Source organism: Tabrizicola aquatica (assembly GCF_002900975.1).
GTDB lineage: Bacteria > Pseudomonadota > Alphaproteobacteria > Rhodobacterales > Rhodobacteraceae > Tabrizicola > Tabrizicola aquatica.
This window is the reverse complement of record NZ_PJON01000001.1, coordinates 1,185,629-1,198,816: the sequence shown is the minus strand read 5'-3', so window position 1 is coordinate 1,198,816 and position 13,188 is coordinate 1,185,629. Positions and strand designations below refer to the sequence as shown.

The following is a 13,188-nucleotide window of genomic DNA, read 5'->3' as shown; positions in this document are numbered from 1 at the left end:
GGGGCACCATGCCGCAACTGATTAAGGGCTATGTGCGCTTTATCGACCGCATCTCGGATTATGTGGGCTATCTGGCCGCCTCGCTGATCTTCTTCATGGGGGCGGTGCTGCTGTTCGACGCCTTCACCCGCAACGTGATCAACATGCCGGTGCATTGGGCGATCGAACTGACGCAGTTCACGCTGGCCGCCTATTACTTCATGGGCGGGCCGATCACGTTGAAGAACAACGAACATGTGCGGATGGACCTGTGGTACGCCAACCTGTCCGAGCGCGGGAAGGCCAAGCTGGATCTGGTCACCATCTGGTGCATGATCTTCTACCTGGGCGTGATGCTCTGGGGCTCCATCTCTTCGCTGCAATACGCGATTGCGACGAATGAGAAGCGGTTCTCGATCTGGAACCCCTCGACCATTCCGATCAAGTCGCTTCTGACCGTCTGCCTGGTGCTGATGCTGCTGCAAGCCTTCAGTCTGGTTTTCAAGCACATCGCCACCCTGCGCGGGGAGCGCATCTGATGTCCTATGAGATGATTGCGCTGCTGATGTTCGCCTCGATGGCGCTTTTGCTGGTCACTGGCCAGCGGGTGTTTGCCGCCATCGGCTTTGTCGCGGCGGGGGCGGCGCTGCTGCTGTATGGCAACGGCGCGGTCGAATTGCCCTACAACCAGGTGTTCAAGCTGTTCAACTGGTACGCCATGCTGACGCTGCCCATGTTCATCTACATGGGCTATATCCTGGCCGAAAGCGGGATTGCCGAAGACCTGTACAAGATGATGCATGTCTGGTTCGGCCGCCTGCCGGGCGGGCTGGCCGTGGGGACGATCCTGGTCATGGTCATCATCTCGGCGATGAACGGGCTTTCGGTCGCGGGCATGGCCATCGGCGCGACGATTGCGCTGCCCGAGATGATCCGGCGCGGCTATGACAAGGTGCTGATCTCGGGCGTGGTGCAGGGTGGCTCGTCCCTGGGCATCCTGATCCCGCCCTCGGTCGTGCTGGTTCTTTACGGGATGATCGCGCGGCAGCCGGTGTCGCAGCTGTGGTTTGCCGGCCTCATGCCGGGGCTGCTGATGGCGGCGATGTTCATCACCTACATCATGATCCGCGCCAAGCTGAACCCGAAGCTTGCGCCGCCGGTCCCGGTCGAGGAACTGGCGATGCCGCTGGGCCAGAAGCTGGCGCTGGCCAAGGCCGGGATCATTCCCTTCGTGATCTTCTTCACCATGACCGGCCTCTTCGTCACGGGCGTCACCAGCCTGGTCGAAAGCTCGGCCGTGGGGGCCTCGGCGGCGACGCTGGCGGCCTGGGTCAAGGGCCGCTTCAGCTGGCGTCTGGTGCGCGAGACCTCGATGAAGACCCTGGCCGTGTCCTGTATGTTCATGTGGCTGATCCTGGCCGCGCTGGCCTTTGGCGCGGTGTTCGACGGGCTGGGCGCGGTCAAGTCGATCGAGAACCTGTTCCTGACGCAATGGGAACTCAGCCCCTGGGCGATCATCATCATGATGCAGCTCAGCTTCCTGTTGCTGGGCATGTTCCTGGACGACACCGCGATGCTGGTGATCGTGGCACCGCTCTATATCCCGCTGGTCGGCACCCTTGATCTGGGCTTTGACAACCAGCTGGTCTGGTACGGTATCCTCTACACGATCACCTGCCAGATCGCCTATATCACGCCGCCCTTCGGCTATAACCTGTTCCTCATGCGATCGCTGGCGCCCGACGATATCTCGTTGGGCGACATCTATCGGTCCGTCTGGCCCTTCGCGGCCATGATGGCGCTGACGATCGTGTTGCTGATGCTCTTTCCCCAGATCGCCCTGTGGCTGCCCGAGCAGTTGCAAAGCGTGCGGGGCTGACCACCGACCACCCACCCGGGCCAAAGAAGCCCATAGCAACAGGAGATGGACATGACGACCGATCCCAAGAAACCCGCCAGCCCGTCCGAGGCGATCCTTGCCTCGCGGCGGAACTTCCTTCGCAAGTCGGTACTGGGTGCCGGTGCCGCTGCGGGGGCGACGCTGGCCGCACCCTACGTGAACGCGCAGACCGGGCCGATCAAGTGGCGGCTGCAGACCTATTCCGGCGCGCCCTTGGGTGCCCATGTGATCAAGCCGCAGATCGAGGCCTTCAACGCCGCTGCCAATGGCGAGATGGAGATCGAGCTTTACTACGCCGATCAGCTGGTCCCCACGGCCGACCTCTTCCGCGCGCTGCAAAGCGGGACCATCGACGCGGTGCAGTCGGACGAGGCGACGATGGCCTCGCCGGTCGATATCGCGGTCTTTGGCGGCTACTTCCCCTTTGCCACCCGTTACAGCCTCGATGTGCCGGCGCTGTTCCAGTACTACGGGCTGAAGGAAATCTGGGAAGAGGCGTATTCCGAGGTCGAGGGCGTGACCTGGCTGTCCGCCGGGGCCTGGGACCCCTTGCACATCTTCACCGTGGACAAGCCGATCCGCTCGCTGGCAGACATGCAGGGCCTGCGCGTCTTTGGCGTGCCGACGGCGGGGCGGTTCCTGTCCAAATACGGCCTCGTGCCGGTGACGATCCCGTGGGACAACGTGGAAGTCGCGATGCAGACCGGCGAACTTGACGGCGTGGCCTGGTGCGGCTTCACTGAGGCGTATGAGGTCGGCTGGGCCGATGTCTGCAAATATGCCCTGACGAACTCGGTCACCGGGGCCTGGTTCGGGTCCTACTTCGCCAATACCGCCAGCTGGCAGAAGGTGCCGCCGCATCTGCAGCAGCTGTTCCGCACCACGATCGACCAGTCCCACTACTATCGCAACGTCTGGTATTGGGGTGGCGAGGCGAAGCTGCGGGTCGAGGGCGAGAAGATGGAGCTGACCTCGCTGCCGGCCGAGGAATGGCAGCAGGTCCTGGCCGATTCCAACGGCTTCTGGGACGAGATCGCGGCCTCGTCGCCGCGGTCGGCCCGGGTGGTGGAGGCGTTCAAGAAATACGCCGCCACGATGGAAAAGGCCGGCTACCCCTACCGCTGAGGGCGCGTGCCAACCCCGGCTGTCCACGCAGGACGGCCGGGGCCAGCGCAGCAATATCAAGGGATTGCCCGCGGACGTTAACGATCCGTCAACCCGCGGGCAGACCCATCAGATGCGACATGGCCTGCGCGGCCGCCTCGGCCTCGCCTCGTTCCACGGCCTGGACCAGGGCCTCGTATTGCGGGGCCTTGGCCTCGGCCAGACCGCCGGGAGGGGCCTCGAACTCGCCCACCAGCCGGGCCTTCACGGCCACGGCCACGCCGAATTCCATCATCGCCGTCGCCGCCCGCAGGAAGGGGTTGCCCGAAGCCTCGGCCACGACGCGGTGGATCTCGAACTCGGCCATGGCAAAGGGTTCGGGCTGCTGCGCCATCACGGCGCGCTGGTTCAGCCAGTAGTTCAACAGGCGGACGTGTTCGGCCTCGCGGTGCCGGGCAGCCAGCTTCGCGGCCTCGACTTCAAGGCTTTCACGGATGGTCTGGAAAGAAGCCAGAAACGCCGGGGAGGGATCGCTTTCCAGCTTCCACGCCAGAATTTGCCGGTCGAAGAGGTTCCAGCGCGATTGCGGGAGGACGCGGGTGCCGACCTTGGCGCGGGCTTCGACCAGGCCCTTGGCTTCCAGCGTCTTGAGCGCCTCACGCAAAACGGTGCGGGAAACGCCGAAACGGTCCATCATCTCGGCATCGCCAGGCAGGCCCGACCCCACCGGCATCTCGCCCGAGACGATGGCCCGGCCCACCTCGTTGATCACATAGGAATGGTAATTCCGCGCCGCTGGCCGCCCGGAGAGCGTTCGGATCAGGCTCCCGGGTTCGCTCATACTCGTCCACGGCCCTTCAGGTTCTTCGCGGCCCGGCCCGGAAGACCAGCCGTTGCAGCAGGATGAACATAAACAAAAGCACGCCGACGACAATCTTGGTCCACCAGCTGGACAAGGTTCCGTCAAAGACGATGTAGGTTTGCACCAATCCCTGCAGCATCACGCCGATGAAGGTTCCTGCGACAAAGCCGTAGCCCCCGGTCAAAAGCGTGCCCCCGATCACCACGGCGGCGATGGCGTCCAGCTCGACCCCAAGCGCGTTCAGGCTGTATCCGGCCGAGGTGTAAAGCGAGAACACCACCCCGGCGAGGCCGGCAAGGAAGCCCGACAGCGCATAGATCGAGATCGTGGTGCGGGCCACCGGCACCCCCATCAGCGCGGCCGAGGTTTCGGACCCGCCCAGGGCATAGACGTTCGACCCAAAGCGCGTGCGATGCGCGAGCAGGATCGCGGCGGCAAAGACGGCCAGCATGATCATGCCGACAACCGTCAGGCGGCCGCCCCCGGGCAGGAGGATGTAGCTTTTCTGCACGGCGGTGAAGAAGGGATGCTCGATGCCGATGGAGTCGGGCGACAGGACGGAGGCCCCGCCACGGGCGAGGAACATGCCGGCCAGCGTGACGATGAAGCTTGGCACCTTCAGATAATGGATCGCGGCCCCCATGATCGCGCCGAAGGCGGTGGCGACCGCAAGCGCGACGGCGAAGGCGACCAGCGGGTGGAGTTGCAGCCACATGATCAGGACGGCCACGAGGACGGTGGTGAAACCGATCACCGCGCCGACGCTAAGGTCGATCCCGCCCGACAGGATGACGAAGGTCATCCCCACCGCCGCGATGCCGAGGAAAGCGTTGTCGGTCAGAAAGTTGCCGAGGACGCGGGTCGACAGCATCGCCGGTTGCTGGGTGACGGCCAGCATGTAGGCGAAAAGGAAGATCAGGGTCGTCGCCAGCAGGGGCCGGAGGCTGCGGTTCATTTTTGCGCTCCGGGCAAACGGCGGAAGAGGCGGGCGGACAGGGGCGATTGCAGGACCAGGATCACGATGATCACGGCCGATTTGACGACCAGGTTGAACTCGGGAGAGAAGCCGGAAATCAGGATGCCGGTGTTCATCGCCTGGATGATCATCGCGCCGAGGACCGCCATCGGGATGGAAAAGCGCCCGCCCATCAGGGAGGTGCCGCCGATGACGACGGCGAGGATTGCGTCGAGTTCCAGCCAGAGGCCTGCGTTATTGGCGTCGGCCCCCCGGATGTCCCCGGCGACGATCAGGCCCGAGATGGCGGCGCAGAAGCCCGCGAAAGTGTAAACGATCAGGAGGAGCGCGTTGGCCTTCAGCCCCGCGAACCGGGCGGCCGAGCGGTTGACGCCCACCGCCTCGATCAACAGACCAAGGGCGGTGCGGCGCACGAGGAGGGTGGCCAGGATCATCAGGACCAGCGCGATCACGACGGGCATTGGCAGGCCCAGGAAACTGCCGGTGCCGATGAAGATCAGGAGCGGGTCGGCGAAGGTGACGATGGTGCCCTCGGTGATCAGCTGGGCAAGACCGCGGCCGGCGACCATCAGGACCAGGGTGGCGATGATCGGCTGGATATCCAGGAGCGTGACCAGGATGCCGTTCCAGAGACCGCAGAGAACCCCGGTGCCAAGCGCGGCCAGGACAGCGACGGGGGCGGGGACGCCGTTCGTGACCAGGGTCGCAGCGGTGGCGCCGCTGATCGCCATGACCGCGCCGACCGACAGGTCCACGCCCTTGGTCGCGATGACCATCGTCATGCCGATGGCCAGGATCGCGACCGGCGCGCCGCGGTTCAGCACGTCGATCAGGCTGCCGAACAGGCGGCCGTCCTGCCAGGTGATGGTGAAGAAGCCGGGGAAGAGCGCCCAGTTGACCAGCAGGACAGCGGCCAGGGCGATGACCTGGGGCCGGGTGAAGAAGGTCGCGATGGGGCGGGGCCGGGGCAGGGGCGGCTGGCCGGTCGGGCGCAGGTCGACGGTCGGACGGGTCACGGGTGGGCCTCTTCAGGGGTTCCGGCGATGGCCTGGACGATGGCATCGGGGGCGATGGTGTCGCCGTCAAGTTCCGCCACCATCTCGCGGTCGCGCATGACGACGATGCGGTTGGAATAGGCGACGACCTCGTCCAGTTCCGAGGAGATGACGAAGAGGGCCAGGCCCTCTTCCCGCAGGCGGTTGATGGTGCGGACAATCTCGGCATGGGCGCCGACGTCGATGCCGCGGGTGGGCTCATCCAGGATCAGGAAGGTCGGGTCGATGGCCAGCCAGCGGGCGAGGATCACCTTCTGCTGGTTGCCGCCGGACAGAAGTTTCACCGGCATGTCGTGGTTTGCGGCGCGGATGTCCAGCGCCTCGGCATATCTTCCCGCCAGTTCGACCTGATCCTCGCGGTTCAGGGCCTTGAACCAGCCAAGCTTGGCCTGCAGCGCGATGATGATGTTTTCGCGCACGGAAAGGTCGCCGAAGATGCCGTCCAGCTTGCGGTCCTCGGGGCAGAAGCCGAAGCCGGCGGCGACGGCTTGGGCGGGGTTGCGGATGGTGACGGGCTGGCCGTCGACCAGCACCTGGCCCGTTTCGGCCCCGTCCACGCCGAACATCAGCCGGGCAACCTCGGTGCGGCCCGAGCCGAGGAGGCCCGCGACGCCGACAACCTCGCCTTCGTGGACGGCAAGGTTGAAGGGGGCCATTCCCTTGCGGCCGATCCCCTGGAACTGGACCCGTACGGCGCCCTTGGGGCCGCCCGCCAGGGCGGTGGGGTGGTGGTCGAAGGCGACGTCCTTGCCCAGCATCATGCGGACGACATCGGTGGTGTTCAGGGTGTTCAACGGTTGCGAGGCGACCTTGCGGCCGTTGCGCAGGATGGTCACGCGGTCGGCAAGGTCGAACACTTGATCCAGGAAATGGGTGATGAAGATGATCGCCAGCCCCTTGGCCTTCAACCCGCGCACCACGTCGAACAGGCGCTGGACCTCGTTGCGGTCCAGGCTGGCGGTGGGTTCGTCCAGGACCAGGACCTTGCCCGAAAGCTCGACCGCGCGGGCGATGGCGACGATCTGCTGGACGGCGACCGAGTATTCCGAGAGTTCCGCCCGCACGTCGATCTCAAGCCCGTAGCGGCCAAGAAGGTCGCGCGCCTGGGCGTCGATGCGCTTGCGATCGACCAGGCCAAAGCGGGTGGGCTGGCGACCAAGGAACAGGTTTTCCGCGACCGAGCGGTTGGGCAGCAGGTTCACCTCCTGGTAGACCGTGCCGATTCCGTAGGTCTGGCCGTGCAAGGGGTCGCGCAGGTGGATCGGCTGGCCGTCCAACAGAAGCTCTCCGCCGTCAGGCTGGTAGGCGCCGGTCAGGATCTTGATCAGCGTCGATTTCCCCGCGCCGTTCTCGCCCAGAAGCGCATGAACCTCGCCGGCATGGGCGGTGAAATCCACCCCATCCAGCGCACGGTGCTGGCCAAAGACCTTGACGATCGCCTTGGCCTCCAGAACCGGGGCCTCCAGAACCGGAGCATCCGTCATGCCTGCCTCCCCCACTTCGTTCGACTGTCCGCTTATCCCGCGGATAAAGCAATTCCGCCGGGCGGGGCCGTGAACCCCCGCCCGACGGCACCCTGGCTAGGAAACCTAGTAGCCAAGGCCTTTGCGGCGGTCGTACTCGCCCTGCGGGTCATCCGCGGGGGTATAGAGCTTCGACTCGGTGATGATGAACTTTGCCGGTTCCGTGCCCGCGTCCCAATAGGCTTGCAGCGCGTCGAAGGCGGGACCGGCCATGTTCGGGGTCAGCTCGACCGTGGCGTTCGCCTCACCGGCGACCATCGCGGCGAAGATATCGGGGACCGCGTCGATCGACACGACCAGGATATCCGTGCCCGGCTTCAGGCCGGCATCCTTGATCGCCTGGATCGCACCCACCGCCATGTCGTCGTTGTGGGCGTAAACGGCGCAGATGTTCGCCCCGCCGCCTTCGGCCTTCAGGAAGCCTTCCATCACTTCCTTGCCCTTCGAACGGGTGAAGTCCCCGGTCTGGCTGCGGATGATCGCAAGGTTCGCCTTGCCGGCCAGCGCCTCTTCGAAGCCCTGCTTGCGGTTGATCGCGGGCGAGGAGCCGACAGTGCCCTGCAACTCGACCACGTTGCACTGCTTGTCGCCGACCGCGCCCACCAGCCATTCGCCGGCGACACGGCCTTCCTTCACCTGGTCCGAGGCGACGGAGGTCAGATACAGATCCTCTGGCCCCTCGATCCCGCGGTCCAGAAGGACGACGGGGATATTTGCTTCCTTGGCTTCGGTCAGGACTTCCTCCCAGCCGGTGGCCACGACCGGGGCGACCAGGATCGCGTCAACGCCCTGGGCGATGAAGCCGCGGATCGCCTTGATCTGGTTTTCCTGCTTTTGCTGCGCATCGGCGAATTTCAGGTCGATGCCCCGGGCTTCGGCTTCCGCCTTGGTCACGGATGTCTCGGCCGCACGCCAGCCGGATTCCGACCCGATCTGCGAAAAACCGATGACTTTGCCTTGCAGTCCTTCGGCATAGGCTGCCGACATCAACAAGCCCGCCAGTCCCGCGCCAAGCGCGAGAGTCTTGATAAGCTTCATGTTTTCCTCCCGATGGAAAGCCCGGCCCTTCTCCCAAGGCCGGCTGAGGGGACGTTAGCAAAAGTATTACTATATGCAAGGAATCTGTTCACAGCGCCGTGTGGACCGGGGCTGCATGTGCAGCACAACGCCCCCCGAACAGGGGTTCGACCATAGGTTTCAACGGGCTGAGGGGTGCCGCGCCGCAGCGTGTCAGGCGGGCGCAGGGGTGAAGTCAAAGCGCATGACGTGGCTGTAGACCTGTCCCGGGTCCAGCCGGGCCGGGGGAAACTGCGGCTGGTTCGGCGAATCGGGGAAGCGCTGGGTCTCGGCCGCAAAGCCGGCAAAGCGCGGATAGCGCGCGCCGGCCTTGCCCGGACCGCCCGCGAAATGCGCGCCGGTGTAAAGCTGGACGCCGGGTTCGGTCGTGGAAAGCCGCATCCGGCGGCCCGAGGCGGGGTCGGTCGCGGTCAGGCAGGGGCGCAAGAAGGCGCTGTCCTGCGGGGCGGAAAGGCACAGGTTGTGGTCGAACCCGCCATCCCCCGGAAGGGTCTGCCCGATGGGACGGGGGGTGCGGAAGTCGAAGGCGGTGCCGGCCACTCTGCGGACCTCTCCGGTCGGGATCAGGGCTGCGTCCACCGGCAGGTAATGGGCGGCCTCGACCTGCAACGCGTGCCCCAGAATGTCACCTGAGCCCTGGCCGGCCAGGTTGAAATAGGCGTGGTTCACCAGGTTCACCACGGTCGGTGCATCGGTGGTGGCCTGCATCTCGATCACCAGGCCCCGGTCCAGCCGATAGGTGACGCGGGCCTGCAGCGTGCCGGGAAAGCCCATCTCCTGGTCAGGCGAGGTGGCGGTGAAGGTGACATGGGCATCGGAATGATCGGTGACGGCCCAGTGTTTCAGGTCAAAGCCCGCCCTGCCGCCGTGCAGGGTATTCGCGCCCTCGTTCCGGTCCAGCTGCACGGGTTTGCCGTCCAACGTGAAGCGACCCCCGGCGATGCGGTTGGCATAGCGACCGCAGGTGGCGCCCAGATAGGTGCCGTGGGTCTGCCAATCGGCCAGATTGTCCTGGCCCAGCACGATATCGGCAAGCTGGCCGCCCCGATCCGGCACCCAAAGCTCGGCCAGGCGGGCGCCCCAGGTCAGGACCTGAAGGCGCAGGCCCGCACCCTCCAGCGTCAGGGCCTGGACCTTGGTCCCGTCGATCTCTCCGATGGTTTCGATCCGCGCCATGTGCCCCTCCTGCCCGTCAGGGGGGCACTATGGCGGCGGCGGGGATCAACCGCAACGGGCCAGGAAGGCGGTCATCGCCGGGTCGATGAAGGCCAGCGTCTCGGCATCGGTAAAGGTGCCGTCGGTCAGCTTTTTCGGGGCGAAGGGGACGACGATTTCCTGCCAGGTGAAGGGTTCGGCCAGCATGGCGGCCAGGATCTGGCGCAGGTGCCCTTGGGCCCGCACCCCACCAAGCGCCCCGGCCGAGGTGGTGACGATCAGGCAGGGTTTCCCTTTGAAAACCGAGTTGTAGCCGGGGCGTGAGGCCCAGTCGATCGCGTTCTTCAACACGCCGGGGACGGAATAGTTGTACTCGGGCGTCACGAATACCACGCCGTCGGCCGCCTTGACCTGCGCCAGAAGCCTGGCCGTTTCCGGCCCGCCGTCATGGTCGGCGTTGTAGTGGGGCAGGGCGGCGATGTCGGCGGTCTCGGCCGTGGTGCCGCCGGGCAGGCGGGCAATCATCGCGTGCAAAAGCGCGGTGGACGAGGCCCCCGCGCGCAGCGAGCCGGGGACGAAAAGCAGCTTGGTCATGGGCGGTCCTTCACAGTCGGGCAAGCCAGGTCGAGATTGCGGGGAAGATGGCCAGGATCACCAGCGCGGCAAGCATGGCCAGGACAAAGGGCATGGTGCCCCGGAAGATGGTGCCGACCTTCAGGTCGGGGTCGTTCATCGCCGACTTGATGGTAAAGACCGACAGGCCGAAGGGCGGGGTCAGAAGGCCGATCTCGACCGCGACGACGGTCATCACGCCGAACCAGATCATGTCGAACCCCGCCGCCTGGGCAACCGGGATCGCGATCGGCAGAAGGATCAGCATGATCGAAATGCTGTCGATGATGCAGCCCAAGAGGATCACGACGGCAAGGTACAGGATCAGAAAGCCCCAGGGGCCGACCGGGCCAGAAAGCAGCACATCCCCCAGCGCAGCGGGCAGGCCGGACATGGCCAGCATCCGGCTGAAGAAGGTCGCGGCCATGACCAGGAACAGGACCGAAACGGTGATCTGCCCGGTCTCGACCAGGATATGCCACAGCCGCCCCTGACCCAGCGAGCGGCGCAGGATGGCGATGACCAGCGCCCCGGCGGCACCCGCCGCGCCGGCCTCGGTCGGGTTCAGGAAACCGCCGTAAAGCCCGCCCAGGACCAGACCCATCAGCGCCAGAATCGGCGCCCCTTTGCGCAGGGTCTCGGCCAGTCCAAGGCCGGGCAGATCGGCGGCCTGCTTCACCTCGGCAAAGACCATCTGCGGGCGAAAGCGGGCCATCAGGTAGATCGTCAGCGCAAACAGGACCGACAACAGGATCCCCGGCCCGATCCCCGACAGGAACATCCGGCCCACCGATTCCTCGGCCTGGACGGCATAGACGATCATCAGCAGCGACGGCGGAATCAGCATCCCCAGGACCGAAGAGCCGGCAACCACCCCGGTCGCAAAGCCCTTCTGATAGCCGTGGCGCACCATCTCGGGCACGGCAACGCGGCTGAACACGCTGGCCGAAGCGATGGAGATCCCGGTGATCGAGGCAAAGACGGCATTCGCGCCCACCGTCGCCATGCCCAGCCCCGCCCGCACCCGGCGCAGGGCGGATTGGAACACGTCGAACGTGTCCTTTCCCACGCCGGATATGGTGACCAGCAGCCCCATCAGGACGAACAAGGGCACCACGGCGAAGAGGTATTCCTGCAAACTGTCCCGCGCGACCGATCCGGCCATGCGGAAGGCCACGCCCTCGTTGCGGATGAAGCTGACCCCGCCGAACGAGACCGCCAGCATCGCCACGCCAATCGGCATCCCAATCAGGATCAACAGAAGCAGGACCGCGACGGCCAGAAGGCCGATTTCAACGCCGCTCATTCCAGCCCCCCGCCGGTGCGCGCCTGACCTTGCCGCAACGCGGCCCAGGCCTGGTACAGGAATTGCAGCACCGCGACGCCAAGGCCCAGCACGAAGGCCAGGCCAAAGGGCCAGGAGGGAAAGGTCAGGACACCCTGGATGCCGATGTAAAGGTCGCCCTGATACTCGCGCGCCAGGGTCAGGACGCCCGCCCAGCCGACCAGCGCCAGCATCGCGGCACCCACCAGGTCATAGACCGCCGACAGCACCGCCGCGACCCGCGGCCGCGACCGGGCCAGCGCGCCCAGCACCATGTCGGTGCGCGCCAGCCGGTTGGCGCGCACCGTGGTCGCCAGCGCCAGATAGACGATGGCCACCAGAAGCGCCGCGCCCAGTTCCGAGACCAGGGGCAGCGACGCCCCCATCGTGTTCCGCGCCACCGCATCGGCGCAGATGATCAGCATCAGGACCGCGATCAAGAGGGTAGAGACGGCCGCAAGACCGTCCCCCGCCTTTGCCAGCACGCGTCCGACCGGCCCCTCTTGCAGGGCCGCACCAGAGGGGCCGGTCATGGCTTATTCGGCCTTCCAGTCGCGGATCGGGCTTTCACCGCGTGCCTTCAGGCCTGCCATATAGGCGTTCATCACGGTCGAGCCCGGCAGGCCCTTGGCGTCCATGTCCTTGGCCCAGGTTCCAGCCAGATCGGGCAGGACGTTCACCCAGGCCTCGCGCTGGTCCTGCGGCAGGTCGGCCACGGCGACCGGCGGCGTCTGGGTCGCCCCGGCCTCGACGATCTTCTGCATCACGGCGACGGGCCGCTCCAGCAGGTCCTTGCCGTGGGCTTCGGTGTAATAGGCGCCGGCCTTCTTCATCGCCTCCTGCACCTCGGCCGGAAGCGCGTCCCAGCTGTCCTTGTTGATCGCGATGGCACCCGAGAACGCGGTGCCCATCTGCACCTTGGTCACATAGGGCGCGACTTCGTAGATCTTGGCCGGGAACACGCCCAGGGCCAGCGACAGAACGCCATCCGACACGCCGGTCTGGATATCGGTGTAATAGGTGGTCAGCGACCCATCGACCGGGTTCGCCCCGGTGCCCGACAGCCAGGTGCCAAGGACGCCCGGGGCCGAGATCTTCATCCCGTTCAGGTCGGCCAGGCTGGCAATCGGCTTCTTGGCGTAAAGGTCATAGCTGTCGGTCCCGGTCAGGCCCAGGACGACCAGATTGTGGCCCTCCCATTCCGCCTTCAGTTCCGGCACGGTGTCGATCAACTCCTGCATCACCGCCAGTTGCACCGGCGGGTTGTTGGTGGCGAAGGGCGCATAGCTAGAGACCTGGCTTAGCGGCAGTTCCGCACCTTCCAGAAGCGAAAAGACCCAGCCGATATCCGTCACCCCTTCCTCGACCGAGGAGAGCGTGGCGTTGGCCTTGTACAGGGCACCACCGAACGCCTCGTTCCAGGTGATCTTGTAGGTTCCGGTTTCCGCCAGCAGGCGGTCGGTCTCGGCCATGAAATGGGTCTGCATCATGCCGACCCACGGGATCGCCGTGGGGTGGCTTGAGGCGATGGTGAGGTCGATGTTTTCCTGCGCCAGGGCGGGCAGGGGCAGGGCGATGGCGGTCGCCAGCAGGATTGCCTTAAGGTTCATGGTCTTCCTCC

13 protein-coding genes are annotated in these 13,188 nt (G+C 65.7%); 3 read left to right on the top strand and 10 right to left on the bottom strand.

Features of this window, described 5'->3' with window-relative positions:
- The first annotated feature begins 8 nt into the window (after window positions 1-8).
- Genes CXR42_RS05840 through dctP form a run of 3 tightly spaced genes read left to right on the top strand, consistent with a single transcriptional unit; the run spans window position 9 to window position 3,004 of the window.
- Complete coding sequence (locus CXR42_RS05840; protein WP_103256502.1) at window positions 9-518, top strand: TRAP transporter small permease subunit; 510 nt, start codon at window positions 9-11, stop codon at window positions 516-518.
- A complete protein-coding gene (locus CXR42_RS05835) occupies window positions 518-1,858 on the top strand; it encodes a TRAP transporter large permease (protein ID WP_103256501.1) in 1,341 nt (446 codons plus the stop codon). Before CXR42_RS05840 ends, CXR42_RS05835 begins: the two co-directional genes overlap by 1 nt.
- Window positions 1,859-1,909: 51 nt before the next feature.
- The gene (gene dctP / locus CXR42_RS05830) at window positions 1,910-3,004 is read left to right on the top strand and encodes a TRAP transporter substrate-binding protein DctP (RefSeq protein ID WP_103257052.1); all 1,095 of its coding nucleotides are present in this window, start codon (window positions 1,910-1,912) and stop codon (window positions 3,002-3,004) included.
- 88 nt (window positions 3,005-3,092) lie between these two features.
- On the opposite strand, the gene CXR42_RS05825 is transcribed toward dctP, so the two are convergent.
- The 10 genes from CXR42_RS05825 to CXR42_RS05780 form a co-directional block, all read right to left on the bottom strand.
- Window positions 3,093-3,824, bottom strand: coding sequence for a FadR/GntR family transcriptional regulator (locus CXR42_RS05825; RefSeq protein WP_103256500.1), 732 nt, complete (start codon window positions 3,822-3,824; stop codon window positions 3,093-3,095).
- Window positions 3,825-3,840: 16 nt separating this feature from the next.
- Complete coding sequence (gene yjfF / locus CXR42_RS05820; protein WP_103256499.1) at window positions 3,841-4,800, bottom strand: galactofuranose ABC transporter, permease protein YjfF; 960 nt, start codon at window positions 4,798-4,800, stop codon at window positions 3,841-3,843.
- Window positions 4,797-5,837 carry an ABC transporter permease gene (locus tag CXR42_RS05815; protein WP_245875346.1) on the bottom strand — a complete coding sequence of 347 codons (1,041 nt, stop codon included), beginning with the start codon at window positions 5,835-5,837 and terminating at the stop codon, window positions 4,797-4,799. The genes yjfF and CXR42_RS05815 overlap by 4 nt, the downstream gene beginning before the upstream one ends.
- Window positions 5,834-7,360, bottom strand: a complete 1,527-nt coding sequence (locus CXR42_RS05810) for a sugar ABC transporter ATP-binding protein (RefSeq protein ID WP_103257050.1) — start codon at window positions 7,358-7,360, stop codon at window positions 5,834-5,836. Before CXR42_RS05810 ends, CXR42_RS05815 begins: the two co-directional genes overlap by 4 nt.
- Before the next feature lie 105 nt (window positions 7,361-7,465).
- Window positions 7,466-8,437 (bottom strand): galactofuranose ABC transporter, galactofuranose-binding protein YtfQ, encoded by a 972-nt coding sequence (ytfQ, locus tag CXR42_RS05805; RefSeq protein ID WP_103256498.1) that lies wholly within the window; start codon window positions 8,435-8,437, stop codon window positions 7,466-7,468.
- 192 nt (window positions 8,438-8,629) lie between these two features.
- Window positions 8,630-9,652 carry an aldose epimerase family protein gene (locus tag CXR42_RS05800; RefSeq protein WP_103256497.1) on the bottom strand — a complete coding sequence of 341 codons (1,023 nt, stop codon included), beginning with the start codon at window positions 9,650-9,652 and terminating at the stop codon, window positions 8,630-8,632.
- Window positions 9,653-9,697: 45 nt separating this feature from the next.
- Window positions 9,698-10,225, bottom strand: coding sequence for an NADPH-dependent FMN reductase (locus tag CXR42_RS05795; protein WP_103256496.1), 528 nt, complete (start codon window positions 10,223-10,225; stop codon window positions 9,698-9,700).
- Window positions 10,226-10,235: 10 nt separating this feature from the next.
- Window positions 10,236-11,549: a TRAP transporter large permease gene (locus CXR42_RS05790; protein WP_103256495.1), complete on the bottom strand. Its 1,314-nt coding sequence runs from the start codon at window positions 11,547-11,549 to the stop codon at window positions 10,236-10,238.
- Window positions 11,546-12,100, bottom strand: a complete 555-nt coding sequence (locus CXR42_RS05785; RefSeq protein ID WP_103256494.1) for a TRAP transporter small permease subunit — start codon at window positions 12,098-12,100, stop codon at window positions 11,546-11,548. The genes CXR42_RS05790 and CXR42_RS05785 overlap by 4 nt, the downstream gene beginning before the upstream one ends.
- A gap of 3 nt (window positions 12,101-12,103) precedes the next feature.
- A complete protein-coding gene (locus CXR42_RS05780; protein WP_103256493.1) occupies window positions 12,104-13,177 on the bottom strand; it encodes a C4-dicarboxylate TRAP transporter substrate-binding protein in 1,074 nt (357 codons plus the stop codon).
- Window positions 13,178-13,188: the final 11 nt, after the last annotated feature.